Source organism: Aeromonas sp. 602396 (genome assembly GCF_049173735.1).
Classification (GTDB): Bacteria; Pseudomonadota; Gammaproteobacteria; order Enterobacterales; family Aeromonadaceae; genus Aeromonas; species Aeromonas veronii_A.
In genome coordinates this window covers 89,732-114,772 of record NZ_JAAKSD010000010.1, presented here as the reverse complement: position 1 = coordinate 114,772, position 25,041 = coordinate 89,732, and the positions used below count along the sequence as shown (strand labels likewise).

Annotated in this window: 24 protein-coding genes; 9 read left to right on the top strand and 15 right to left on the bottom strand. The window is 57.0% G+C overall.

Annotated features, from left to right (window positions below):
• Nucleotides 1–9: 9 nt before the first annotated feature.
• The 4 genes from G5229_RS13320 to sdhC are packed head-to-tail and all read right to left on the bottom strand — an operon-like array spanning nt 10 to nt 3,226.
• Nucleotides 10–726 (bottom strand): succinate dehydrogenase iron-sulfur subunit, encoded by a 717-nt coding sequence (locus tag G5229_RS13320; RefSeq protein ID WP_421209266.1) that lies wholly within the window; start codon nt 724–726, stop codon nt 10–12.
• 16 nt (nt 727–742) lie between these two features.
• Nucleotides 743–2,509: a succinate dehydrogenase flavoprotein subunit gene (gene sdhA / locus G5229_RS13315; protein ID WP_013723668.1), complete on the bottom strand. Its 1,767-nt coding sequence runs from the start codon at nt 2,507–2,509 to the stop codon at nt 743–745.
• 1 nt (nt 2,510) lies between these two features.
• Nucleotides 2,511–2,855, bottom strand: a complete 345-nt coding sequence (gene sdhD / locus G5229_RS13310) for a succinate dehydrogenase, hydrophobic membrane anchor protein (protein ID WP_216953466.1) — start codon at nt 2,853–2,855, stop codon at nt 2,511–2,513.
• Entirely contained in the window at nt 2,849–3,226 is a 378-nt protein-coding gene (gene sdhC / locus G5229_RS13305; protein ID WP_005346101.1) for a succinate dehydrogenase cytochrome b556 subunit, read from the bottom strand. The genes sdhD and sdhC overlap by 7 nt, the downstream gene beginning before the upstream one ends.
• 64 nt (nt 3,227–3,290) lie before the next feature.
• On the opposite strand from sdhC, the gene G5229_RS13300 reads away from it, so the two are divergent.
• The 3 genes from G5229_RS13300 (at nt 3,291) to G5229_RS13290 (ending at nt 5,364) form a co-directional block, all read left to right on the top strand.
• A complete protein-coding gene (locus tag G5229_RS13300; protein ID WP_216953465.1) occupies nt 3,291–3,479 on the top strand; it encodes a hypothetical protein in 189 nt (62 codons plus the stop codon).
• A gap of 189 nt (nt 3,480–3,668) precedes the next feature.
• Nucleotides 3,669–4,955, top strand: coding sequence for a citrate synthase (locus G5229_RS13295; protein ID WP_005346116.1), 1,287 nt, complete (start codon nt 3,669–3,671; stop codon nt 4,953–4,955).
• 91 nt (nt 4,956–5,046) lie between these two features.
• Nucleotides 5,047–5,364 (top strand): DUF4377 domain-containing protein, encoded by a 318-nt coding sequence (locus G5229_RS13290; protein WP_216953464.1) that lies wholly within the window; start codon nt 5,047–5,049, stop codon nt 5,362–5,364.
• Nucleotides 5,365–5,441: 77 nt separating this feature from the next.
• Here the strand turns inward: G5229_RS13290 and G5229_RS13285 are convergent, their stop codons facing one another.
• Nucleotides 5,442–5,882: an acetyltransferase gene (locus G5229_RS13285; RefSeq protein ID WP_421209265.1), complete on the bottom strand. Its 441-nt coding sequence runs from the start codon at nt 5,880–5,882 to the stop codon at nt 5,442–5,444.
• 58 nt (nt 5,883–5,940) lie between these two features.
• The gene (locus tag G5229_RS13280; protein ID WP_216953462.1) at nt 5,941–6,786 is read right to left on the bottom strand and encodes a DUF5718 family protein; all 846 of its coding nucleotides are present in this window, start codon (nt 6,784–6,786) and stop codon (nt 5,941–5,943) included.
• Between the two features lie 339 nt (nt 6,787–7,125).
• Here G5229_RS13280 and G5229_RS13275 point away from each other — a divergent pair, with 339 nt between their 5' ends.
• Nucleotides 7,126–7,518 (top strand): NUDIX hydrolase, encoded by a 393-nt coding sequence (locus G5229_RS13275; RefSeq protein ID WP_216953461.1) that lies wholly within the window; start codon nt 7,126–7,128, stop codon nt 7,516–7,518.
• Nucleotides 7,519–7,595: 77 nt separating this feature from the next.
• Here the strand turns inward: G5229_RS13275 and pdxY are convergent, their stop codons facing one another.
• From pdxY to G5229_RS13260, 3 genes are all read right to left on the bottom strand, one after another.
• Nucleotides 7,596–8,459, bottom strand: a complete 864-nt coding sequence (gene pdxY / locus G5229_RS13270; RefSeq protein ID WP_216953460.1) for a pyridoxal kinase PdxY — start codon at nt 8,457–8,459, stop codon at nt 7,596–7,598.
• Nucleotides 8,460–8,632: 173 nt separating this feature from the next.
• Nucleotides 8,633–9,409 (bottom strand): DUF429 domain-containing protein, encoded by a 777-nt coding sequence (locus G5229_RS13265; RefSeq protein ID WP_421209264.1) that lies wholly within the window; start codon nt 9,407–9,409, stop codon nt 8,633–8,635.
• Between the two features lie 83 nt (nt 9,410–9,492).
• Nucleotides 9,493–10,056: a VC2662 family protein gene (locus G5229_RS13260; protein ID WP_043824279.1), complete on the bottom strand. Its 564-nt coding sequence runs from the start codon at nt 10,054–10,056 to the stop codon at nt 9,493–9,495.
• 260 nt (nt 10,057–10,316) lie between these two features.
• On the opposite strand from G5229_RS13260, the gene ybcJ reads away from it, so the two are divergent.
• Nucleotides 10,317–10,550, top strand: a complete 234-nt coding sequence (gene ybcJ / locus G5229_RS13255; protein WP_005361116.1) for a ribosome-associated protein YbcJ — start codon at nt 10,317–10,319, stop codon at nt 10,548–10,550.
• Between the two features lie 33 nt (nt 10,551–10,583).
• Here the strand turns inward: ybcJ and G5229_RS13250 are convergent, their stop codons facing one another.
• The 4 genes from G5229_RS13250 to G5229_RS13235 form a co-directional block, all read right to left on the bottom strand.
• A complete protein-coding gene (locus G5229_RS13250) occupies nt 10,584–11,057 on the bottom strand; it encodes a DUF4442 domain-containing protein (protein ID WP_421209263.1) in 474 nt (157 codons plus the stop codon).
• Nucleotides 11,058–11,224: 167 nt separating this feature from the next.
• Entirely contained in the window at nt 11,225–12,976 is a 1,752-nt protein-coding gene (locus tag G5229_RS13245) for an ABC transporter transmembrane domain-containing protein (RefSeq protein WP_421209262.1), read from the bottom strand.
• Nucleotides 12,973–14,709: an ABC transporter transmembrane domain-containing protein gene (locus tag G5229_RS13240; protein ID WP_421209261.1), complete on the bottom strand. Its 1,737-nt coding sequence runs from the start codon at nt 14,707–14,709 to the stop codon at nt 12,973–12,975. The genes G5229_RS13245 and G5229_RS13240 overlap by 4 nt, the downstream gene beginning before the upstream one ends.
• Before the next feature lie 166 nt (nt 14,710–14,875).
• Nucleotides 14,876–17,680, bottom strand: coding sequence for a response regulator (locus G5229_RS13235; RefSeq protein ID WP_421209260.1), 2,805 nt, complete (start codon nt 17,678–17,680; stop codon nt 14,876–14,878).
• 167 nt (nt 17,681–17,847) lie between these two features.
• On the opposite strand from G5229_RS13235, the gene trxC reads away from it, so the two are divergent.
• Both trxC and G5229_RS13225 read left to right on the top strand, forming a co-directional pair.
• On the top strand, nt 17,848–18,282 hold the full coding sequence (trxC, locus tag G5229_RS13230) for a thioredoxin TrxC (RefSeq protein WP_216978913.1): 435 nt from the start codon (nt 17,848–17,850) through the stop codon (nt 18,280–18,282).
• Between the two features lie 161 nt (nt 18,283–18,443).
• Nucleotides 18,444–19,829, top strand: coding sequence for an SLC13 family permease (locus tag G5229_RS13225; RefSeq protein WP_216978914.1), 1,386 nt, complete (start codon nt 18,444–18,446; stop codon nt 19,827–19,829).
• Between the two features lie 369 nt (nt 19,830–20,198).
• On the opposite strand, the gene G5229_RS13220 is transcribed toward G5229_RS13225, so the two are convergent.
• Both G5229_RS13220 and G5229_RS13215 read right to left on the bottom strand, forming a co-directional pair.
• Nucleotides 20,199–22,673 carry a glycogen/starch/alpha-glucan phosphorylase gene (locus tag G5229_RS13220; RefSeq protein ID WP_216978915.1) on the bottom strand — a complete coding sequence of 825 codons (2,475 nt, stop codon included), beginning with the start codon at nt 22,671–22,673 and terminating at the stop codon, nt 20,199–20,201.
• 375 nt (nt 22,674–23,048) lie between these two features.
• Entirely contained in the window at nt 23,049–23,246 is a 198-nt protein-coding gene (locus G5229_RS13215; protein ID WP_005333612.1) for a DUF4250 domain-containing protein, read from the bottom strand.
• 230 nt (nt 23,247–23,476) lie between these two features.
• Here G5229_RS13215 and G5229_RS13210 point away from each other — a divergent pair, with 230 nt between their 5' ends.
• Together G5229_RS13210 and G5229_RS13205 are read left to right on the top strand one after the other, a co-directional pair.
• On the top strand, nt 23,477–23,962 hold the full coding sequence (locus G5229_RS13210; RefSeq protein ID WP_216978916.1) for a cell division inhibitor: 486 nt from the start codon (nt 23,477–23,479) through the stop codon (nt 23,960–23,962).
• 412 nt (nt 23,963–24,374) lie between these two features.
• Nucleotides 24,375–24,809, top strand: a complete 435-nt coding sequence (locus tag G5229_RS13205; RefSeq protein ID WP_005361134.1) for a YcgN family cysteine cluster protein — start codon at nt 24,375–24,377, stop codon at nt 24,807–24,809.
• The last annotated feature ends 232 nt before the right edge of the window (nt 24,810–25,041 follow it).

Here is a 25,041-nt window from a genome sequence, read left to right as displayed (position 1 = left end):
GCCCAAATACTAAACAGCCCGATTGAGCAACATCGACTTGATCTGGCCAATCGCCTTGGTCGGGTTCAAGCCTTTCGGACAGACGTTCACGCAGTTCATGATGCCGTGGCAGCGGAACACGCTGAAGGCGTCGTCCAGATTACCCAGCCGTTCGGTGGTCGCGGTGTCGCGGCTGTCAGCCAGCCAGCGGTAGCCGGCAAGCAGCCCGGCCGGACCGATGAACTTGTCGGGGTTCCACCAGAAGGAGGGGCAAGAGGTGGAGCAGCAGGCACAAAGAATACACTCGTACAGGCCATCCAGCTTGGCACGCTCTTCGGGGGATTGCAGGTGCTCACGCACCGGCGGCAACTTGTCTTCATTGATGAGGAAGGGTTTGACCTTCTCCCACTGGGTGTAGAACTGGGTCATGTCGATCACCAGATCACGGATCACCGGCAGGCCGGGCAAGGGGCGGATAACGACCTTGTTGCCCTTCTTCAGCAAATCGGAGAGCGGGGTGATGCAGGCAAGACCGTTCTTGCCATTCATGTTGAGACCGTCAGATCCACAAACCCCTTCGCGGCAGGAGCGGCGGAAGGCGAGCGTGGGATCCAGCTCTTTCAACTGGATCAGTGCATCGAGCACCATCATGTCGGAACCTTCAGGAATATCAAGATGATAATCCTTCATATGGGGGACGTTATCAACATCCGGATTGTATCTGTAGACAGAGAATGTGACGTTCATAGGGCTGGCTCCGCAATCAGTAAGTCCGAACCTTGGGCGGGAACGCCTCACGGGTCTTGGGTGACATGTTGACAGCACGACGGGTCATGGACTCGGTGTCCGGATGATAGAGGCTGTGGCACAGCCAGTTCTCATCGTCGCGATCCGGGAAGTCGAAGCGGCAGTGAGCACCGCGACTCTCGGTACGGAAGTTGGCGGCAACCGCCGTGGCAAACGCCGTCTCCATCAGGTTGTCCAGCTCCAGGCACTCGATGCGCTGGGTGTTGAACTCTTTGGAGGTGTCATCCAGACGGGCTGACTTGAGGCGCTCGCGGATAACCTTGAGCTCGGCCAGCCCCTCTGCCATCGCAGCCCCTTCGCGGAACACGGAGAAGTTGTTCTGCATGCAGCGCTGCAGGTCTTTGCGGATCTGCACCGGGTCTTCCCCGTCACGGCAATTTTCCCAGCGGTTGAAGCGGGCCAGTGCGGCATCCAGATCCGACTCAGAGGCATCGCGACCATGTTCCATCTCGCCCAGAGTGTTGACCAGATGCATGCCGGCCGCGCGGCCGAACACCACCAGATCCAGCAGGGAGTTGCCACCCAGACGGTTGGCGCCGTGCACCGAGACGCAGGCAATCTCGCCCACCGCAAACAGACCGACCACCGGCACATCGTTGCCGTTCTTGTCCTGGGTCAGGCACTGGCCATTCACGTTGGTCGGCACGCCACCCATCATGTAGTGGCAGGTCGGGATGATCGGGATCGGCTCTTTGACCGGATCCACGTGGGCGAAGGTGCGAGAGAGCTCGCAGATCCCCGGCAGACGGGATTCCAGCACCTCTTTGCCGAGGTGATCCAGCTTGAGCTTGATGTGCGGGCCCCAGGGACCGTCGCAGCCACGGCCTTCACGGATCTCGATCATGATGGAGCGGGCCACCACGTCGCGGCCGGCCAAGTCCTTGGCGTTCGGGGCGTAACGCTCCATGAAGCGCTCGCCATCTTTATTGAGCAGATAGCCGCCTTCACCACGGCAGCCTTCGGTTACCAGCACCCCTGCCCCGGCGATACCGGTCGGGTGGAACTGCCACATCTCCATGTCCTGCACGCCGACGCCGGCACGCAGCGCCATACCGACGCCGTCACCTGTGTTGATGTGGGCATTGGTGGTGGACTGGTAGATACGACCGGCACCGCCAGTCGCCAGCACGGTGGCCTTGGCCTTGAAGTAGACGACTTCACCGCTCTCCATATCGATGGCGGTACAACCCACCACGTGGCCATCCTGGTTTTTCACCAGATCCAGCGCATACCACTCGGAGAAGACGGTGGTCTTGTTCTTGACGTTCTGCTGATAGAGGGTGTGCAGCAGGGCGTGACCGGTACGGTCGGCGGCCGCTGCGGTACGAGCAGCCTGCTCGCCACCGAAATTCTTGGACTGACCACCAAACGGACGCTGGTAGACAGACCCGTTATCGAAACGGGAGAAGGGCAAGCCCATGTTCTCCAGCTCATAGATAGCCTCGGGACCGGTTTTGCACATGTATTCAATGGCTTCCTGATCACCGATGTAATCGGAACCTTTTACCGTGTCATACATGTGCCACTGCCAGTTGTCGTCGTGGGCATTGCCCAGCGCAACCGTGATCCCGCCCTGAGCGGAAACAGTGTGAGAACGGGTTGGAAAAACCTTGGACAACAGAGCGCAGCTCTTGCCGGACTGGGCAATCTGCAGCGCGGCGCGCATACCGGCACCACCGGCACCAATCACCACAGCATCAAATTCACGAGTTGGAATAGTCACCTTACACACCCCACAGCACGACGAAACCCGTCATCAGATAGACAAACAGCACCACGACCAGGGCAAATTGCAGCGCCCCGCGCAGCCCTACCGGCTTGATATAGTCGGTCAACACCTGCCACAGACCGATCCAGGCATGGATCAGTACGCAGAGCAGGGCCAACAGGGTGAATACCTTGGTGAAGGTATTGGCGAAGAAACCTGTCCACACCTCGTAGGTGATGTCGTTGAACGCGACAAAACTCACCAGATAGAGGACATAGCAGGTCATGATGAGGGCGGTGGCGCGGATCAGGATGTAATCGTGAACGCCGCTGCGCCCGAAAGTTGCAGAATTGGTTACCATACAAGCACTCCCGCTAATACAGCCAGGATCGCGGTGATCACGAAGGCCACACGGGCACTCTGATTACCGGATTCCAGCTCTTCCCAATAGCCCATGTCCATGACCAGATGACGCAAACCGCCCACAATGTGGTAAGCCAGCGCAGTCAGGATCCCCCACAATACGAATTTGACCAGGAAGTTGTCCATGATGGACACCACGGTCTCAAATCCTTCGGGAGAGGCGAGTGAAGTGCCAAGCATCCACAGCAAGATGCCCAGTGCAACAAAGGTAATAACCCCTGAAACACGGTGCAGGATGGAGGCGATGGCAGTGACAGGAAAGCTGATCGTTTGTAGGTCGAGGTTGACCGGTCTCTGTTTGTTTTTCACGCTTGCCCACTCAGCTCTATTGAGCACGTTAGTTATTGTTTTAACTCACACTTGAGGGCACGGGATGGTGATTGTTGGCTATTTGTTACCAAAACACTCTGAAAAAGCCAAAACGCGAATTTTTGGTTTCACATCAGGCTTTGCCAAAGCGTTTCAAACACCAGCAGCCATGACCCACGTGGCGCAGTATATCGACGGCCTTAACCGAAGACAATCAAACAGCTACAAAGAAAACACAAAACCGCAAACTTGATCGCATATTTAATTTAACATTCCGTTAATGCCTTTAATGCCGCCCCAGCAAAATTGACATTGATAGGGAACTCTGTTTCAAATAGGGCGCTCCAGCCACCTCGGTATGGGTAACAACCTTTGCCAGCGTCATAAAAGTCGTAATAGAGTAGGACTGGAACCAAATTATAAAGAGCAAAGGAGACGTGCTATGGCTGATAAGATAGCCACCCTACACCTGCCCGGGAAAGATCCGGTTGAACTGCCGATCCTCTCTGGAACCGTTGGACCGGATGTTGTCGATGTTAGAAAGCTGGGTGGGCAAGGGTATTTCACCTTTGACCCGGGCTTTATGGCGACCGGTTCTTGCAAATCTGCCATCACCTACATTGACGGGGATCAGGGTGTCTTGCTGCACCGTGGCTACCCCATCGCCCAGTTGGCCAAAGAGTCCAACTACCTCGAAGTCTGCTATATCCTGCTCTACGGCGAGGCGCCCACCAAGGCACAGTTTGCCGATTTCCAGCGTACCGTGACCCGCCATACCATGGTGCACGAGCAGATTGCCTTCTTCTTCCGCGGCTTCCGTCGTGACTCCCACCCCATGGCCATCATGTGTGGTGTGGTGGGCGCACTCTCTGCCTTCTATCACGACGCCTTGGACATCAACAACGAACAGCACCGCGAGATCTGCGCCTTCCGCCTCATCTCCAAGATGCCGACCCTGGCGGCCATGTGTTACAAGTACTCCATCGGCCAGCCGTTCATGCATCCGCGCAACGCCCTCTCCTATGCAGGCAACTTCCTGCATATGATGTTTGCGGTACCGACCGAGGAGTACAAGGTCAATCCGGTGGTCGAACGCGCCATGGACCGCATCTTTACCCTCCATGCGGATCACGAGCAGAATGCCTCTACCTCAACCGTCCGTCTGGCTGGCTCCTCCGGTGCCAACCCGTTTGCCTGTATCGCCGCAGGTATCGCCTCCCTGTGGGGTCCGGCCCATGGTGGTGCCAACGAAGCCTGCCTGCGCATGCTGGAGGAAGTAGGCTCGGTGGATCGCATCCCCGAGTACATCGCCAAGGCCAAGGACAAGAACGATCCGTTCCGTCTGATGGGCTTCGGTCACCGTGTCTACAAGAACCATGACCCTCGTGCCACCGTGATGCGCGAAACCTGCCACGAAGTACTGACCGAGCTGCAGATCAAGGATCCGCTGCTGGACGTGGCCATGGAGCTGGAGCGCATCGCGCTCTCCGACCCCTACTTCATCGAGAAGAAACTCTACCCGAACGTGGACTTCTACTCCGGTATCATCATGAAGGCGATCGGTATCCCGATGAACATGTTCACCGTGATCTTCGCCATCTCCCGTACCATCGGCTGGATTGCCCACTGGAACGAGTTCCACTCCGATCCGGATAGCAAGATCGGCCGCCCGCGCCAGCTCTACGTGGGCCACCCGCAACGGGACTTCACGCCGCTTGATCAACGCTAATGAACTGAATCAACATGGTTTGTTACAAAGGCGGTCATTGACCGCCTTTTTGTTTGCCGCTTTAATGCCCTTTTCAGCTCAAGGAGCCCTTATGAAACCTCTGCTTGCCAGCGCCGTCCTGCTGCTCACCGCCTGTCAGGGCACCACGGTCCAACAGGGTGAGACCCTCTATATCAACAGCCAGCTGGTCGATTGCGTCGGGGTTGGCCCGATGCAGTGCATGCAGGTTCGCAGTGATGAGCAGCAGCCCTGGACGCTGTTCTACCAGAATATTGAAGGTTTCCAGTTCGAGCCGGGCTACCGGTATCAGCTCACAGTCAGCAAGGAGCAGCTCACCGATGTACCAGCCGATGCCCCCTCCCTGCGCTATCAGCTGATCAAGGTGGTGAACAAGGTCGCCAGCAAGTAACAAACACTATCAAAAAACGGGGGATGGCTGATGCCATCCCCCGTTGGTTTATGGGTACTGCGCCTCATCAGGCACGATCAGGTCGGCGCCAGCGCCATATGTAGCAGCGGATAGGGCTTGCCCTGACCATCCAGCGGCGAGCGGCCCGTCACGGTGAATCCCATCTTCAGATAGAAGCCCACCGCCTGTTCGTTCTGCTCGTTGACGTCAACCAGCGTCGCGCCGCACTGGCTGATGGCATGTGCCACCAGCAAACGCCCCACGCCACTGCCGCGCACCGCCGGTGCCACAAACAGCATCTCTATCTTGCCATCGCATAGCCCGCAAAAACCGGCAATACGCCCCTCTTCTGTGCGGGCACAGTGCAGTGTCACCGCATCGAAGTAGTGCTCCAGAATAAGCGGCTTGAGCGCGAGGATCTCGGCCTCGGGCAGGAAGTGGTGGGACACCCGCACCGAGGCCTCCCACAGCGCGATCAGGGCCGGATAATCGGCCCGCGTTGCAGTATCAATCTTCATCAATGACTCTTTGTTGCAGCCCGCAGGATGACTGTGACCTCCCCGCGAGCCAACCTGATTAGCGCGCCTGTACCGCTTGCAGCAGCACCGACATATCAGCATCAAAGTGGCGGCTGCGGATCGCTTCGCGAATATCCGCTTCGCTATAACGGCTGCCCGGGTAGACCACCACGCAGGAGGTGTCGCCCGGTTTGAGGAAGTGGGTCTCGCCAAACGGGGTATAGCGGGTGGCACCGATACTGATGAGCGCATGGGGAGGATGTCCCGCCTGCGCCAGCAGTCCCTGAATGTGCTCCGCCGGCCCCTCATCCTGCTGATGATTGAACTTGTCGATGGCCCAGTCGAGCAGCTTGCCGTGGAAGTAGCTGTAGTCGATGGCGGCGCTGTCTACCCCGTAAGCGTGCAGCTCGCCATCGCGCTCCAGATAGCAAGCGATGCGATAGTCATCGAGCTCGCAACCGGCGGCAAAACCGGAAAGCGGCAGCAGATTGGCCGCCAACCCCTTGCTCTCTTCGCCCCAGTTCTTCTTCTCGCTGATCTTCTTGGCATTGGGACGACGGATGGAGCAGTCGTTATAGGCGCCAAAGGCACGGGGATGGATCGCTACCACCTGCTTGCCGGCATACTCCAGCTCGCACCAGAGGGCCACTTCCGGCTCGATCTGCACCTTCTCGTCACCACTGACCGCCGCCTCCGGCAGGAAGATAGCCTTGTCGCTCAACGGGAATACCCCGAGCTGACCCGGATGGCCCGGCACGAAAAAGGGGAACAGCGCCTTGGGCGCCGTGGTATCCCGCACGACTACCGCCACGAAATCCGACGCTTCACCCGCCTGCTCCAGATGACCGGCGAAATTCCCCGCGACCCCGAGTCCGATAAATTTGCTCTCTGCTGCTATCTGCATCTTGCTCACCTGCATCTTGACCACGCAAGGTAGCAGGCCCGTCGCCCACTACCGCTAAAGTGGCAAGATTAAACCACAAGGGCCCCGCCTTCGCCCAGTCCGGCCCTGTCGTGGTGTGCGCCAGTCCACTTTTTTAGGGACGAGAAGGCTGTGGTGAAACAGCCATTGCGTACTCTTCCAGCTACGCTGGTCACCACGCAGGAAACAGTGCGTTTCCTGCCTCTCCCCTCTTTCTCCTTGGGACTCAACCTCATCTTTGTTAGGCTGCCTGCATGCAAAACAACGGTGCGCTTGAGTGCGCCACTGCTCATCACGGTAACCCCATCGGAGAGAAAACGGATGATCGACAAACTCGCCTGGCTCACCTTTAAAGATCGGCAACTGCTCTGCGCCCGCTCCCACGGCAAAGCCATCTACTACATCCCCGGCGGCAAGCGGGAACCGGGTGAGAGCGACGAGGCGGCGCTGATCCGCGAGATTGAGGAGGAGCTGGCTGTCACCCTGCAGCCCGATACCCTGCGCTTTGCCTGCGAGTTCAGCGCCCAGGCCGATGGCAAACCGGCAGGAGTCGAGGTGCGACTGCGCTGCTACACCGGCGAAGCGAGCGGCACCCCAATCGCCTCGGCCGAAATTGCCGAGCTGCGCTGGCTCGATAGCTCTCACCTCGATGAGCTCTCCCCCGTCTCTCGTCTGCTTTTTGCCTGGCTGGTTGAGCAGGGGTTGATCCGCTGACCCCATAGCCGGGAGCGATACAAACAAAAAAGAGGTGAGCCAATGGCTCACCTCTTTTGCTTCAGACATGGCAGCAATCAGGGCAGTATCACCGCTCGCACCTCCACCTTCGGCGAATCAAACGCATCTTGCGCGGCGATCAGTTGCAGCTCGTAAGCCTGCTGGCGCCAGGTCTCCTGCAGCACCGCATCCACCGAGGCGTTGGTGCGCTCGAACGCGCTGACCGCATCGTGACCGGCCAGCAAATTGGCCAGCATCAGGGCGCTGATAAGATCGCCAACCCCCACCGGCTGGCGGGCAAAGTCATAAAGCGGACGGGCAATCAGGTAATCCCCTTGCGGGGTGGCCAGCAGCATCTCGAAGCGGCTGGAGTCCTGCGCCGCACGACCGAGATGCTTGACCAGCACCAGCTTGACGCCGCGGGCCAGCAGCTGATGGGCAGCCGCGCGGGTCTGATCCAGATCAGCCAGATGGGTATCACAGAGGGTCTCCAGCTCCAGCAGGTTGGGGGCCATCATGTCGGCCACCGGCAGCGCCTGCTCGGTCAGGAAACGGGTGACGCCGGGAGCAACGATACACCCCTTCTCCGGGTGCCCCATCACGGGGTCGCAGAAGTAGATGGCATCGGGGTTGGCCGCCTTGACGGCGTTGACCACGGTCAGGATCTCGTCCCCCTGTTCGGCGGAGCCAAGGTAGCCGCTCAGCACGGCGTCACACTGGCTCAACACCTCGATATTGCCCAATCCTTTCACCAGCGCACTGATATGGCCTGCCGGCATCGCCATCCCCTGCCACCCCTGGGCATATTGGGTGTGGTTGGAAAACTGCACCGTGTTGATGGGCCATACATCCATACCAAGGCGGCGCATGGGGAAGACGGCCGCGCTGTTGCCGGCACAACCAAAGACCACGTGGGACTGAATAGAGAGAACGGATTTCATCGGGAATACCACAGCAAAGGATCAGCAAGGTGGGCAATATATCGGATGAAGATAACGATGCGCCACCTTGGCGCGGGATGAACAGGCAATTTCCTGACTAAAGACAGGTTTTTTGCGCCATTTGGCCCGCCTCCACAGGGTGAGCGGCGCCATGATGTGCCGCGTCCCCGTCGTCACATGCCGTTGTGCTCTACAGCATGACGGGCAAAGTGATAGACCCATCCCTCATCACAAGGCATGTCACTGGGTGGCGAAATCAGCTCAGGCAATACCGTCACCTTGCCACCAGCGGCATATTGCAGCGCCATCAGGGCGCAGAGCACCGCATCGTAGCGATCGGTGCCGACCAGCACGTCCGCAGGCAGTAAGGCCGCCAGCTCGGGCCGTGCCGGGGAGGCCTTGCCGCCCACTTTGGCCAATGCCGGATAGACCTCCAGCACGGCACGACTGGCCTTCGGGGCAACGGTCGGCACCAGTTGCAGATCAGAGAGCCGCGGCAGCATGGAGAGCGCCAGAGTGGCGTTGTTGCCGAGCCGGTCGAAGGTGGCCGACAGCGGCTTCTTGCCATACTGCTGATACAACCAGCGCTCGCAGTCACGATAGGCGTAGGGGTTGTCTATCTCCCGTTCGGGCACGGCGCAGCTGTGTGGCTGGCCGTTGAGCAGATCCCGCAAGGCACGGGGAAAGGCGAGCGGAGCATCGATACCGAGCGCCAGTTGCGGGCAGGCTTCTACCTGCATCAGGGTCAGCTCGTTTTGCAGGGCCGGACGCAACAGGGCGGCCAGATCCGGCGCCACCCGCGAGCTCAAGCGAAACAGCGGCGACACCCCGAGCCAGTGCAGGCTGTTGGAGTCGGCCTGCCAGCCCACCACGGCCACCGCCTGGGCACTGCCCTGCCAGCCACGCACATCCCAGCCGATCCCGATTGCACTCATCTGCCCTGCCGTCATCAATCACCTCTGTTCGCCTGTCACAAGTTACAAGAGGCACAGGGTAATCAGCAGAGGCCCTTAACGCAAAGCGAACTGCCTTGTCAGAACGATTTCTGGAAGTTCACCAGTGGCAAAATGGGAAACACGCCGTTGGTGGCGTAGTTGGCCAGCCCGATCTGCAAGCCATCGAGGTGCTTGGTCGCATTGATAAAGCCGATCTGGAAGGTGGTACGCTCGGCGTAATTGACGAAGCCGACGTTGGCCAACGCATTGCCCCTGGCGATATTGACCGCCCCCCAGTTAAGCCCCTGCACATTGTTGGTCAGGTTGACCAGCCCCAGATTGACGCCGGTATCCTGCCCTTCGTGCCAGTTGATGGCGTTGATGGCGACCCCGCCAAACTGGTGGCGCACCCGGCCAGCACCCAGGAATACCCCGAGCTGCAGGCCGCTGAACTGATCCACATCGGAGAGGGCGAAGATCGGCAGATCAATACCCTTCACCTGACCGGTCCGGCCGTAGAGCAGCGAGGCGCGCGCTCCTTCCACCTGATGGGACGCGGGCAAATTGACCCCGGGCAGCGAGACCTGCACCGGAGTACTGGCCTGCGCAACACCGCACAGAGTCAGGGCGCTGCATGCCAGCAGCAGGCGGGAGAGTGTCATGGGAAGTTCCTTGGGCCATTGAAAGTGGCCCGATCCTAACAGTCAAGGGAGAGTGTGGGCACACCAGCAGGGACGAGGTGCGTCACGATACGTCACGGTTGGCCCTCTCACCTCTCCATCAGGACTTGCGAAAGCGCCACCTCAAGAGCAATCGGCCACTTTTTCACAGCGAGTGGTTCCTCTTCCTTTCTTTGCCTGAGCGAACTGCCTAAAATAGTCGCCCTGCTGTATCCGGCATTCATCCATCTAGAGGATTTCCCATGGAGACGTTTCTGCTCGAAGGTCACCCCTTCGTTGCCTTGTGTGACCTTATCAAACATCAGGGGTGGGCCGATTGTGGCGGCGCCGCCAAAGCCCTCGTTGCCGAAGGGCTGGTCGAGGTGGACGGTCAGGTGGAGACCCGCAAGCGCTGCAAGATCGTGGCCGAACAGGTGGTCAACTTCAACGGCATGAAGGTCGTGGTGAAAGAGGGCGTCAGCCCGGAGATTGGCTAATCCCGTCTTGGGGAGCCACTGTCCGGCAACCCGCTAGCTGGCCTTGATCGACAGGGTCAGCACAAAACGCGCCATCGCCTCATCCCCGTTCAATGACGGACAGGTGGCTACCACCCGGATGGGGCGATTGATACGCTGACCGCTTGCCAACGACTCGTCGATCATGGCGTCAATCTCCTCCCCCGCTGCGCAGTCGAACTGCACATCCCCCTCCGGTCGTTTCAAAAACTCCCCCTGCACATCCTTGAAGGCGAAGTGCACCTTCTTGCGCCGCTGCCGCCCCTTCTCCATCACCAGCAGACCGCCTACCAGATCGGCGCCGGTCGCCAGCACACCAAAATACATGCTGCCCAGGTGGTTGCGGGTACGCCAGCCAAGGGGAATGCGAATGCGCAGCGCCTTGGCGTTCATCTCTTCGATGATCGGGGCACAAAACCCGATGACGGGAATGTAGCGCCAGGCAAACAGCCGAAGCGCCAGATTGGCTTTGAAGCGTTGCAAATCCATATGCGAACTGATCCGATGAGTTGATGTAAACAACATGTTGCCTGCATCTGCGCCATTCGACAAGCACAGGGATCACGGTTACGACCTTTTGCCCAACCCAAAAAAACAGAGGGAACCGCATCGGTTCCCTCTTTTCGCTCATGTCGCTGTTACAGCAAATGTGCCGATCAGGCGCGCTTCTCTTCCAGCCAGGCCCCCTGACTCTGCATCTCGAACAGCTGGGCATAGTGACCGCCGAGGGCCATCAACTCACCATGGGTACCCCGCTCATTCACCTGACCGCGGGAGAGCAGCAGGATCTCGTCCGCATCGACGATGGTCGAGAGGCGGTGGGCGATGGCGATGGTGGTGCGGCCACGACGGGCGGCAGAGATCGCCTGCGACAGCGCCAACTCGGTCTGGGAGTCCACGCTGGCCGTCGCTTCATCCAGAATGAGGATACGCGGATCCCCCACCAGCGCGCGGGCAAAGGAGAGCAGTTGCCGCTGACCGGCGGAGAGGTTCTTGCCCCCCTCCTCCATCAGGGTGTTGATCCCCTGTGGCAGGCTGCGCACAAAGTCGGCCAACTGCACCTCGCTCAAAGCCTGCCAGAGCCGCGCTTCGTCTATTCCGGCGCGGCCGAGACGCAGGTTCTCCGCCAGGGTGCCGACGAAGATAAAGGGATCTTGCTGCACAAGCCCGATGCTGCGGCGCACAGCCGCCAGCGACAGGGTATCCAGTGCGTGCTCATCGAAGCGGATCTGCCCCTGATCCAGCGGATAGAAGCCCATCAGCAAGCTGATGATGGTGGACTTGCCGCTGCCGGTATGGCCCACCAGCGCCAGCATCTGGCCCGGTTTTGCGGCAAAGCTGACCTCCCGCAGCACCTGTTGCTCACCATCGTAGGAGAAGCTCACCCGCTCGAAACTGACCCGCCCTTCCAGCGGGATCATCTCGCCATCGGTGCTCTCGCGGGTTTCATCGAGCAGGGCAAAGACACGCTCCCCCGCCACCATCGCCTGCTGCAGCTGGTTAAGCTGGTTGGTCATCTCGATGAGCGGCTCGATCATCCGCCCCAGATAGCTGATAAATGCGTAGAGCACCCCCACCTGAATGGCATCAGCGTGGCTCACCCCCTCGTGGGCGAACAGCGCCAACAGACCGATCAGCACCATCATGTAGAAGAGATCGATGAGCGGACGCAGCAAAATGCCGTTGATCTTGAGGCTCTTGATCCGTGCCGACCAGTGCTGCTGGTTCACCTCGGCAAAGGCGTTGGCAAAGTGGCGCTCCTGCACCATCGCCTGGATCACCGGCATCCCCTGCAGCGACTCGTTGAGGCGGCTGTTGATGTCGGAGAGCAGACTGCGGGTCGCTCGCACCACCGGCACGCTCAGTTTCTGGTAGAGCCACATCACCCCACCCACTGCGGGCAGCAGCAGGGAGCAGACCAGCATCAGCCGCAGATCCAGCAGCGCCATCGAGATGAGGATGCCGCACAACAGCACCACTTTTTGCACCAGCAAGCCGATCACCTGCACATAGAGGTTCATGATCGCCTCGGTGTCGTTGGTGATGCGGGAAATCAGCGAGCCGGAGCGATGCTTGTCAAAGTAGCGGGCCGGCAAGCGGATGGCGGTGGCAAACACCTGCTCGCGCAAGGTTTGCACCACCGCCTGGGCGATACGGTTAAAGCGCAGTGATTGCAAATAGAAGCCCGCCGCCGAGAGTACCTGCAAGCCCAGATAGCCCGCTGCAATCAGGGCTATGGTGGGCAGCACGATATTGCGAGGCGCCAGATAGTCATCGATAAAGAGCTTGATCAGCAGCGGCCCGGCCACTTCGGCGCCGGTGGCGAGCAGCAGGCAAATCCCCGCCTGGATCAGCCAGCGAGGATACTGGGCGCAGTAGGCGAGCAGTCGTTTAATGGTCGGATTCACAGGCTCTCCTCCACCGCTTCTTCGAGACGCTGATAACGCACCATATCTGCATACCAGCCATTGTGCGCCATCAGGGCACCGTGATGACCTCGCTCGCTAACGGCCCCCTGCTCTAGCACCAGGATCTCGTCGGCCTGCTCCACCGCCGTCATGCGATGGCTGACCAGGATCAGGGTGCGACGATGGGCTTTGAGAGCGTGCAGAATTTGCTGCTCGGTGTGGGCATCCACCGCCGAGAGCGCATCATCGAGCACCAGAATGGGCGCCTCCAGCAGCAGGGCGCGGGCAATAGCCAGCCGCTGTTTCTGGCCGCCAGAGAGGGTCACCCCTTTCTCCCCCACCTCGGTCTCATAGCCCTTGGGGAAACGCACAATATCATCGTGGACACAGGCAATGCGCGCCACCCGTTCGACCTCCTCGCGGCTCGCATCGGGTTTGCCCAGGGCAATATTGGCGGCGATGGTGGTGGAAAACAGGAATGGCTCCTGCGGCACATAGGCAAACTGGCTGCGCAGTGTGGCGAGCGGCAGCTGGTCAATCGGAACGCCACCCATGACAATCGAACCGTGAGTCGGATTGGCAAGGCGCATCAACAGCTTGAGCAGGGAGCTCTTGCCTGCCCCGGTGCGCCCCACCACCCCGAGCATCCCCCCTTGCTTGAGGGTAACGTCGATATCCGCAAGCAGGGTGCGCTGCTCAAGTTGATAGCTCACCCCTTTGATCTGCAAAGGAAAGGCAGAGGTAAACGCGGCCGGCTGGGCGGGCTCTTCGATATCGCTGCGCTCCCCCAGCAGGCTTTCGATACGGGAGTAGGCGGCGCTGCCCCGCTCGATGATGTTGAACAGCCAGGCGATGGCAAACATCGGCCAGATCAGCTGGCCGAGGTACATGGTGAAGCTGGTGAGCTCACCCAGAGTCAGCTCATCGCGCAGCACCAGCACACTGCCCCCCGCCACCGCGAGGAAGTAGGAGCAACCGATACAGAGATAGATGACCGGATCGAATTTGGCATCGATGCGGGCCACCGCCATATTGCGCTCCCCCGCCTGTTTGGTCAGCTCGGCAAAGCCTTCATCTTCCAGCGATTCAACCGCATAGGATTTCAACACCCGCACGCCGGAAAGGGCCTCCTGGGTCTTGTTGTTGAGCTTGGAGAAGGCCCCTTGCGCCGCCTTGAACTGGGTGTAGATCTGGGTGCCGAAGCGGTTCATGAAATAGGCCATCACCGGCAGCGGCAGCAAGGAGACCAACGTCAACTGCCAGGAGTACTGGCTGCACATGATGGAGAGCACCAATACCCCGACCATGATGGAGTCCACCAGAGTCAGCACCCCTTCGCCAGCGGTCATCTCCACAGCCTGAATGTCATTGGTGGCATGGGCCATCAGATCGCCGGTACGGTGGCGCTGATAAAAATCTGGGCTCATCCGGGTGAAATGGCTGAACAGGCGATTGCGCAACACATAGGCCAGACGGTAAGAGGCACCAAACAGCATCACCCGCCAGACGTAGCGCAGCAGATAAATCAGCACACCCAGACCAAACAGCCCCGCCAGATAGCGCATCAGGGTACCATTGTCGAGACCGCCCTTGGTGATGCCATCCACCACCCAGCCCACCACTTTGGGTGGAATAACGGTCAACAGGGCTACCATCAGTAGCAGGGAGATGGCAGCCAGATAACGGGGCCACTGCTCCTTGAAAAACCAGCTCAATCGTAGAAATACGCTCACACCACCAACCTTTAGCGCTCTCTGCCCGTGACCGCTCCAAGGAGCGGCCATCAGAGAAGCCACGCAGAAATAGAAGAATGAAAACAATCGCCTCCGGCTGGAGGCGATTCGAACGAAAGCTCATCATATCCCGAACCGGGATGGTTGAGAATAATTACTATTTAATTCACTGTGACATGCGATCATCACCTGATGAATAGGGATTATACGAATTTTCATGCTGCTCACCGGTCAACAGGAAGTGTGACACCTCTTCCCGGGTCTGGCTGAACACCTGTTGCAACTGCTCCAGATCCGTCTCGCTTAGCACCTCGTTTTGCCGCAAGCGCCACTCCAGCTCACCAGCCACCAATTGCAGACGGGCCGCCGAGATATTGGCAGACACCCCCTTGAGGGTGTGCAGTAGCTTGCTGGCCACCTCGGGCTGCTGACGGCGCAAGGCGGAACGGATCTCCCACAGATCGTCCTTGTGCTCCGACATAAACAGCTTGAACAGGATCTGCAATGCCTCCTTGTCCTGCTCCAGCCGCTTGAGGGCATCCTGCAGATCGAGGATCCCGATCATATCCGGCGGTTTCACCTCCATGATCCCCGCCTGCTCCACCCCTTGCGGCTTCACCCACTGCAGCAGGTTGTTGTAAAGATCCAGCTTGCTCACCGGCTTGGTGACGTAACCATTCATCCCCACCCCCAGGCAGCGCTCCTTGTCTCCATGCATGGCGCTGGCGGTGAGGGCTATGATGGGCACATCGTGCTTGTCGACCATTTTGCGGATCTGGCGGGTGGCATCGAGTCCGTCCAGCACCGGCATCTGCAGGTCCATCAGGATCACGTCAAAAGGCTGCTCGGCAACCCGCTCCACCGCCTCGCGACCATTGTTAACCACGCACACTACCGCATCGACCCGACGTAGATATTCGATGATGAGCTGCTGATTGACCCGGTTGTCTTCGGCCAACAGCACTCGGGTACCCTGCAACAGGGATTTGAAGTGCTGCTGATCCCCCTGAGCCTCTGCCTTGCGCAGATTGAGTTCATAAGAGCTGCCATTGAGCAACTCGTCCACCTTGGCCAGCAGGGCATTCTCGGTCATCGGCTTGGGCAGAAAATGGGTCAGCCCCATGCTGTCCATCCGGGCGTGCAGCCCCTCTCTGGCCCAGGCGCTGATCATCAGGATGGGTATCCGCCGCCACTGGCTGTGCTGATACATCTCCAGCGCCAGATCGAGTCCATCCTCCTGCCCCATGCGCCAGTCGAGGATTGCCAACCGCAGATTGGGCCCCTCTTCACGCAATAATTGACGGGCACGGGAAAGGGAGTTGACCGGCAGCACTCGCACACCCGCCCGAGTCAGGATGTCCCGAGCCAGATCCAGCACCAGTTCGTTGTCATCCATCACCATCACCAGCGGCTGGTTTTCGAAGAAAACTTTCCGTCCAGCCACACCGTAGACCGCCTGCGCCATCGGGATATCGAACTTGAACAGAGAGCCGACGCCAGGCTTGCTCTCTACGGTGATCCGCCCCCCCATCAGCTCCACCAGCCGCTGGGAAATATTGAGCCCAAGACCCGAGCCGCCATATTTGCGGGTATTGCCCGCCTCCAGCTGGGTAAACGCCTGAAACAGTTGGGTCTGCTTCTCTTCGGCAATGCCGATGCCGGTATCGCGCACACTGAAGCGGATCCGCATTGGATGGGAGTTGGCCAGATCGATGGAGACTTCGACCTCACCACGTTCGGTGAATTTGATGGCATTGTTCACCAGATTGACCAGAACCTGCCCCAGCCGCAGAGGATCCCCACGCAAGAAGACAGGCACCTCCGGCGATTTGCGAATGATCACCTCCACATGTTTGCGCTCCGCCAGATCGGCAAACATGCCCGCCAGCGAGTCGAGCTGCTCGCTGAGATCGAAGTCGATCTCCTCCAACGTCAGCTTGCCGGACTCCACCTTGGTCAGATCGAGAATGTCGTTGATAAGCAGCAGCAAGGTATCTGATGAAGACTTTATCTTGCCCAGATAGTCCCGTTGTTGCTGATCCAGCTCGGTCTGCAGTGCCAGTGAGCTGAAACCGATGATGGCATTCATGGGGGTGCGGATCTCGTGGCTCATATTGGCCAGAAAATCGCTTTTGGCCTGTGCCAGCAAGGCCGTCTGACGGGACAACTCGCTCAACTTCTGATTACGACGCCATAGGGTATAGGCCACCAGCACAAAACTGATCAAGGCACCGCCAAGCACCATTAAATAGAAGCGGTTCAGCAATGATGAAGCCCGCTCCAGCTTATCCATCTTCCAGCGCACCAGGTTATCGCTCACCTGCATATCGATGAGACGATGGCGCAGGGTATGATAAGCCATCACCTGACGACTCAAATCCTTGCTCAGGTTAACCAAGGTGATCACCTCGGGTTGCGAGCCGTAATGGGAAGCAAGAGCACGCTGCAACAAGCTCAGCTGTTGCTGATACTGGTTATCGGCGCTGTGTTGCAAAAAATGGCTGAGTTGGGCCAACTCATTGAGATCACGATGCAAGAGGCTCTCTGCCGGCGTGATAGCGCGTACCTTCTCAAGCTGATGCTGAAAGGGTTGCACGATATATTCCACCGCCTTTTCCATGCTGTACAGTCTGGCCAGCTCCATCTGGTAGAGATCCAAATCCTGCAGCAACCTCTGTGAAAGAGGCGTTTGCTCAACCTCAGCATCACTACGAACCCTGTGAACAAAGCTATCGAGGATACCGGATAACTGGACGAGCCGTTGCTGAACATTGCTATCATTGGCACTCTCACGACCAAGCAGGTAAACACTGTCGGTGTTGATCCGGTTCAGCACTGCCTCCGCTGCCTGATTCAGGCTGTATGCACGCTGCTGTTGACTAAGCAGTTGCCAGCAAAGAACCAAGAAGCCGAGCAACAAGGCAGCAACAAGCAGCAGTACCACAGGGCTCTTCCGTGATCCTTTATTCATCCCGTTTTGACTCTCTACTTATAATGGCCGCTGAATTGTCCGGCTTGAGCAGAGCTCGGAGTGGAAGTGTCCACCCCAGCCGAGCGCTGTGTTAACGTTATTTCACTATTTTAACTCTGGCACTATTTTCATCACAGCCACCAGAACCGATCTTCAAGGAGACTATTATGTCATTTATCACTACTTATTGTAGCCACTGCTTTACAAGAAACCGCCTGCCCTCCACCCATGTAACCCACTCCGCCAAATGTGGGCACTGCAAGGCGTCCCTGTTCAGCCAAACCCCTTGCCTCGGGAAGGCGGATAACTTCGATACCCTGATCAACTCCGATATTCCGGTCGTTGTCGATTTTTGGGCCAGCTGGTGCGGCCCTTGCCAGCAGTTTGCTCCAGTATTTCATGATGTTGCCCATGAACTCGAACCACGGATGCGCTTTGTCAAAGTCGATACCGAGCAGCAGAGCACCATTGCCGCCCGTTACGCCATTCGCAGCATCCCCACCCTAATGGTCTTCAAACAGGGTAAAGTGGTGAACCAGATAAATGGATCCCTGCCCAAGAACATGTTCAAGCAGTGGCTGGAACAGTTCATGGATGTTTAACTTGTGTTTCAGAAATGTTTGATTTATGTATTTATTTCCTCATTTTTATCAATGAGTGTGTGAGTAGAGACTGATTTTCAATATGTGAGCCTGTTTCAAACAAGTGAATGGATGTAATCTCGGCAACACAAAAACAACCATAAATTAACCGAGAGAACGATATGCACACATCGGCTGTACCCGCTACTCCATCTCGTTGGCTGGATATCAAGACCGGGATCGTGATCCTGGATCTGCTCCTGCTATGCATCATGCTCGCTTGGCTCCCTTTTGATCCTATGGTCAACAAGGGGCTGGGCATTCTGGTCTTTATAGCTATTCTCTGGCTGACCGAAGCGGTCAACATCACTATCACCGCGATCTCCATCCCGGTACTTGCCACCCTGCTCGGGGTGTTTGATATGAGCAAGTCGTTGACCGACTTCGCAAACCCGGTGTTGTTCCTCTTCTTTGGCGGTTTTGCCCTGGCGGCAGCGCTATCCAAACAGGGGCTAGACACCCAGATTGCCGGTAAGGTGATGCAGCTCGCCAAGGGACACCTCGGCTGGGCTGCCATCGTACTCTTCAGTATTACTGCGGCACTCTCCATGTGGATCAGCAATACCGCTACCGCCGCCATGATGATGCCGCTGGCCCTTGGCATGCTCAAAGGTCTCGACATTCACAAGGAGCGCCGCACACTGGTCTTCGTATTGCTTGGTGTTGCCTACAGCGCCAGTATTGGCGGCATCGGCACCCTGGTAGGCAGCCCGCCCAATGCCATTGCGGCCGCCCAGATGGGGCTGGGCTTCACTGACTGGCTGAAATTTGGCATTCCTGTTGTCCTCATCTTCATGCCAGTAGGCATCGGGCTGCTCTATCTGGTAACCCGCCCCAACCTCTCACATCAGGTCAGCACCGAGCGAGTGACCATAGAGTGGACCGGCCAACGCAAGGTGACCATGCTGATATTTCTGACCACAGTGCTGTTGTGGATTGGCTCCCAGCCTATTGCCCAGGCGCTGGGAGGAATACCTCAATTTGATACACTGATCGCCATGGGAGCCATCATCGCCATCGCCGTCAGCCGGGTGGCCAGCTGGGATGACATCAACCAGAACACCGACTGGGGAGTACTGATGCTGTTTGGTGGCGGCTTGACCCTGAGCGCCATCCTTAAGCAGACCGGGGCCAACGCCTTCCTGGCGGAGCACCTATCCAACGGTCTGGCCACCATGCCGATCTTCGTCATCCTGCTCTGTCTTGCCACCTTCGTGGTGTTCCTGACCGAGCTGGTATCCAACACCGCTACCGCCGCTCTGCTGGTTCCACTGTTTGCCGGAGTCGCAGAGGCACTGGGAGTCTCTCCCATTGTCGTATCCGTGCTGATCGCTGTCGGTGCCTCCTGCGCTTTCATGCTGCCAGTGGCTACCCCGCCCAACGCCATTGTCTTCGCCAGCGGCCATATCCAGCAGCGTGAAATGATGCGGGCCGGCCTGGTGCTGAACCTGGTCTTCACCGTCATTTTGACCCTGCTTGCCTATTTTATGGGCGACATACTGCATTGATGGCTGGTGGCTCGCTCGCCGGGCTCCTCAATCAACACCAGGTTCCAACAAAGCCCCGTATCATCGGGGCTTTCTCTTTTCCTGCACCCCAACGGCCATCTGTCACATCCCTGACCATCGTCAGCTTGTGCCATGCGACAGCAGCGAGAGTACACATGATGATGATGACTTCAGACTTATGAGCGATACGGGTGCCATGAGATGAGGTGTTCCCGGGAAAGGCTGGTAATAACGACATTAAAATAATATGTGATGCCCTGTACATCTATCACAGATGATCAAGCTTTTTGCAAATGGTGTACAAATATTTACGAATCCAAGCAGCTATAAAAAAACCCCGCATAGCGGGGTTCTCATATTAAGAGGTGATCAACCGATGTTGCAGGGTTTCAGCTTCCAGATACGATCCACATAGTCCTGGATGGAACGGTCTGAGTTGAACTTACCCATGGTGGCCGAGTTGATGATAGCCTTCTTCGCCCACAGCGCCGGATCCCGATACCAAGTATCGATCAGCTTGTGTGCATCCGAGTAGGACTGGAAGTCCGCCAAGGTCAGGTAAGGGTCTCCCCCTTCCAGCAAAGAGCGCTTGATGGAGGCCAGCTCACCCGGACGACCCGGCGTGAAGTAGTCGGTATCAAACCAGTCCAGCACGGCCTTGAGCTCGGAGTTGGCATAGTAGAAGTCGTACGGATTATAACCGCGCGCCTTCAGCGACTTCACTTCGTCCACGTTCAGACCGAAGATGGCACAGTTTTCGGCCCCCGCCTCTTCGGCGATCTCGATGTTGGCTCCATCCAGCGTCCCGATGGTGATTGCACCGTTGAGTGCCATCTTCATGTTGCCGGTACCGGATGCTTCGTAACCAGCAGTAGAGATCTGCTCGGAGACATCTGCCGCCGGGATCAACTTCTCGGCCAGACTCACGCGGTAGTTCGGCATGAACACCACTTTCAGCTTGCCCTGGATACGAGCATCGTTGTTGACCCGATCCGCCAGCTTGTTGATGGCATAGATGATGTCTTTGGCCAGCTTGTAACCGGGCGCCGCTTTGGAGCCGAAGATAAACACACGCGGATGCATGTCATAGTCCGGGTTGGCCAGCAGACGACGATAGAGTGCCATGATGTGAATAAGGTTCAGTTGCTGGCGCTTGTACTCGTGCAGACGCTTGATCTGAACGTCAAAGATCGCCTCGGCACTGACATCGATACCGGTTTCGTCTTTGATGACCTTGACCAGCTTCTCTTTGTTATGACGTTTGATGGTCATGAACTGCTGCTGGAACGCCTTGTCGTCGGCAAATTTCACCACGCCACGCAGTTTGTCCAGTTGCAGCGGCCACTCCTTGCCCACCACTTCGTTGTAGAGACCCGCCAGCTCCGGGTTGCAGGCCAGCAGCCAGCGACGCGGGGTTACCCCGTTGGTCACGTTGCACATTTTTTCCGGCCACAGCTCGGCATACTCGGGGAAGAGATCTTCCTTCACCAGCTTGGAGTGGATCTCGGCCACACCGTTCACCTTGGACGAACCGATCACGCACAGGTTGCCCATGCGAACCTTGCGCACGGCCCCCTCTTCGATGATGGAGAGCTTGGCCTTGATGGCGTCGTTGCCCGGCCACTTGGGCTCCACCAACTCGTTCAGGAAGCGGGCGTTGATCTCGTAAATCACCTCCAGATGGCGAGGCAGTACTTTCTCGAACAGGCTGACCGACCACTTCTCCAGCGCTTCCGGCAGCAGAGTGTGGTTGGTATAAGAGAAGACCTGATAGCAGATGGCCCAAGCGGCATCCCAGTTCAGATCTTCCTCGTCAACCAGTACCCGCATCAGTTCCGGGATGGCGACAGTCGGGTGAGTATCGTTGAGCTGAATGGCAATTTGCGCGGCAAAGTTGCTGAAGTCGGCGCCATGCACCCGCTTGTAGCGGCGCATGATGTCCTTGATGGAGCAAGCACAGAAGAAGTACTGCTGGATCAGACGCAGCTCTTTACCGGCATCGGTCTCATCGTTCGGATAGAGTACCTTGGATATGGTCTCGGCCTGGGCTTTCTCAGCCTGGGAGTCGATATAACCACCGGCGTTGAATACGTCCCAGTCGAAAAACTCGGAGGCGCGGGATTCCCACAAACGCAGGATGTTGACGGTGTGACCGCCAAAACCGACCACCGGAATATCCCAAGGCACCCCTTTAATCTTGCGACCGGCGTGCCACACCTTCTTCAGGCCGCCATTGTCACCAAACACGGTCTCGACGTAGCCATAGAGCGGCACTTCTTGCACCGACTCGGGACGGCAGATCTCCCAGGGGTTGCCATATTCACGCCAGGAGTCTGGGCGCTCAATCTGGCGACCATCCTGAATTTCCTGACGGAACAGACCGTGTTCGTAGTGGATACCGTAACCAACCGCCGGATAGTTCAGGGTGGCCAGCGAGTCGATAAAGCAGGCAGCCAGACGACCCAGGCCGCCGTTGCCAAGTGCCATATCCGGCTCTTGTTCGCACAGGTCGGTCAGTTCCAGGCCGAGTTCGCCCAGCGCCTCTTCGCAAGTCTTGTAGAGGGAGAGGTTGTGCAGGTTGTTGGAGGTCAATCTTCCCATCAGGAATTCAGCAGAGAGGTAGTGAATCGCACGAGTATCTTTCTTGAAATGAGTCTGCTGAGTGCGGGTCAGGCGCTCGTACACCTGTTCATTGACGGCCGCCGCAGTGGCTTTCCACCACGCTTCGGGAGAGGCTTTCTGTTCGCTTGTTCCCAAGGTAGAACGCAGGTGACGCACGATACTCGCCTTGAGCTGATCTTTATCCAGTTGGAGATCCTGGTCTGTCTTCTTCTTGGTAGCCATAAACCATATTCCTTCGTTACAAATAAAATTGTTATCCCGCTTGCGGGACCGGCGCTGTTGTTATCTCAAAATATGTACCGGCGTGAGAATACTAACTAAAGCGGCAGAATTAAAAGTTAACGCAAGTCACACTTTAACCGATAAAAACAGCCTGAAAAGCTTGAAAACCCTTTCCTTAAATTGATCGCACAAAAACAAACATTCCCTTTATTATCATAAGCTTAATGAAAAAATAAAAATATTCTGGCATGAATAGGTTTTCAGAGATTGCCAAGCCTTGAAAATCCCTGAAAATAGGCAGCAAGACGGCACATTGAAACCGGTTTCAATGTGCCTGAAAAATTACCGTATAAATATGAAGCAATCATTGCATCCTTAAAGATGTGCTTTGAACTGATTGCTCAATGGATCGTAATGGTACCCAATCTGATCCAGACGCCCTGCCAACTGCTCTTCACTCATATCGTAATAGGCCAGCAACTCCTCCAACCCGTCACACTCAAGCCTTAGCTTCTCATTGATGATGCCCAGCAAGATGTTGGCATCAAGACGTTGCAAGGTACTGATATCCATGGCGGCACCTCCTGTAAATGACCTGTATAACCATGGGTGGTTACGCAAGGTTTGTCCATAGTACGAAAAACACCCAGCCAGTTTTATATTAAATAACTTTTAAAAACATAGTCTTACTAACGTCACATGCTAACACCATCACATTTTTCAGCAAAAACACCTTGTCACTGCCACAGGATAGAACTACTGTATACAAATACAGCTTGGATATTCATACAGGAATCCCATATATGAACCAGCCCCTGCACTCACTGCCCTTTGCGATGAATCGTGTCATGAGCAAGCCCTGGCCAACCAGAACCGCCTGCAAAGCGGAGTTGGCTCATGATGGTGTGACTATCCAGTCTGATGATCAGTTTCTGAGCGAACTGAGCAAGTTAGGTGACTCTCATACCGGCTGGATCTTGTTGATCGCCCCGCCGGGACGCCCCACAGTCAGCCGTCTCGAAGAGCGAGGTATCGATCCCAAGAGAGTGCTGGTGGTACATAGCCCCAAAATCAAGAACTGGCAGCAAACCCTAGAGCGCAGTCTGGGCAATGGTCACTGCGCCGCCGTATTTACCTGGCTACCCGAGCAGATCGAGCTGGATCACGTCAAGCTGCAGCGACTGGGACAGCAATCTGGCGTACTCACCCGCTTCTTTGGCGCGAAACGGACTAACCTCGGCACACCTCTGCTGGCCTATTCAGAGCAAGATATCTATCTCAATCATTAAGACAAAAAACGAACGCCTACGCAGGCTCTCCCGCGGGTCGCAGTGACAGAAGGGCGCAAACAATATGTGACCAGCGGCTTTATTTGAAAGACAAGCTTGCAACAGCCTGACGGTAGGCATCGGAGATCATTTGACCCTGCTTGCTGCAAGCAGACAAACATCAAAAGATGTAACGGATAAAGAAGCAGAAAATAAAACCTGAACTGGACAATCATGCAGCCCAAGTATTCAAACCTGCGGGACTTCCTGCCCACCAGCGAACCCGTTTGAGCAATATGATGAGGCTGAAAGTCATTGCATTCATTTGAGCTGATCACGACAATTTGCCCACCGGAGTGACCCTCTCCTTGAAATACCGGGTAACAAGGGGTATAACCACGCGTTTTATCAGGTGTAATAAGTGAGCGGTATGATGCAAGCCCCCTTTTGGCAGACCAAGAGTCTGCAGCAGATGACTGAATCCGAATGGGAATCCCTCTGCGATGGTTGCGGAAAATGCTGCCTCAACAAGCTGATCGATGAAGATACCGACGAACTGGTTTTCACCAATGTCGCCTGCAATTTGCTTAACACCAAGACCTGTCAGTGCTCTGATTACGCCAATCGTTTCAAAAAAGAGCCTGACTGTCTGCAGATCACCCATGACAAGATCACCGAATATGACTGGCTCCCCTCAACCTGCGCATATCGCCTGCTGTCTGAAGGTGACGCTCTTCCAGAATGGCATCCTCTGCTGACCGGCAGTCGTTCCGCGATGCATCAGGCTGGTCAATCCGTCCGTGGCAAAGTCATTCACGAGGATCAGGCGGGTGAATGGATCGATCACATCATCACCTGGGCCAGCTGACACGCTCAACCCGCTATTCTCCAAAGACAAGGGCTTATGGGTATTGCTTGATACCCGCGATGGCGCCTCTGTTCACCCCTTAAACCTGATCAGCTGTTCCACGAGCCATAGCAACACTGATGCAATGGCAGGCAGAGCAACCGCCTATCCCCTTAGAGCGCGAATAAAGCATAATCGCATTACAGACGGGGCCCAGGTCAATCCTGGTGAGCCCCTCCCCTTGATCCTCTTC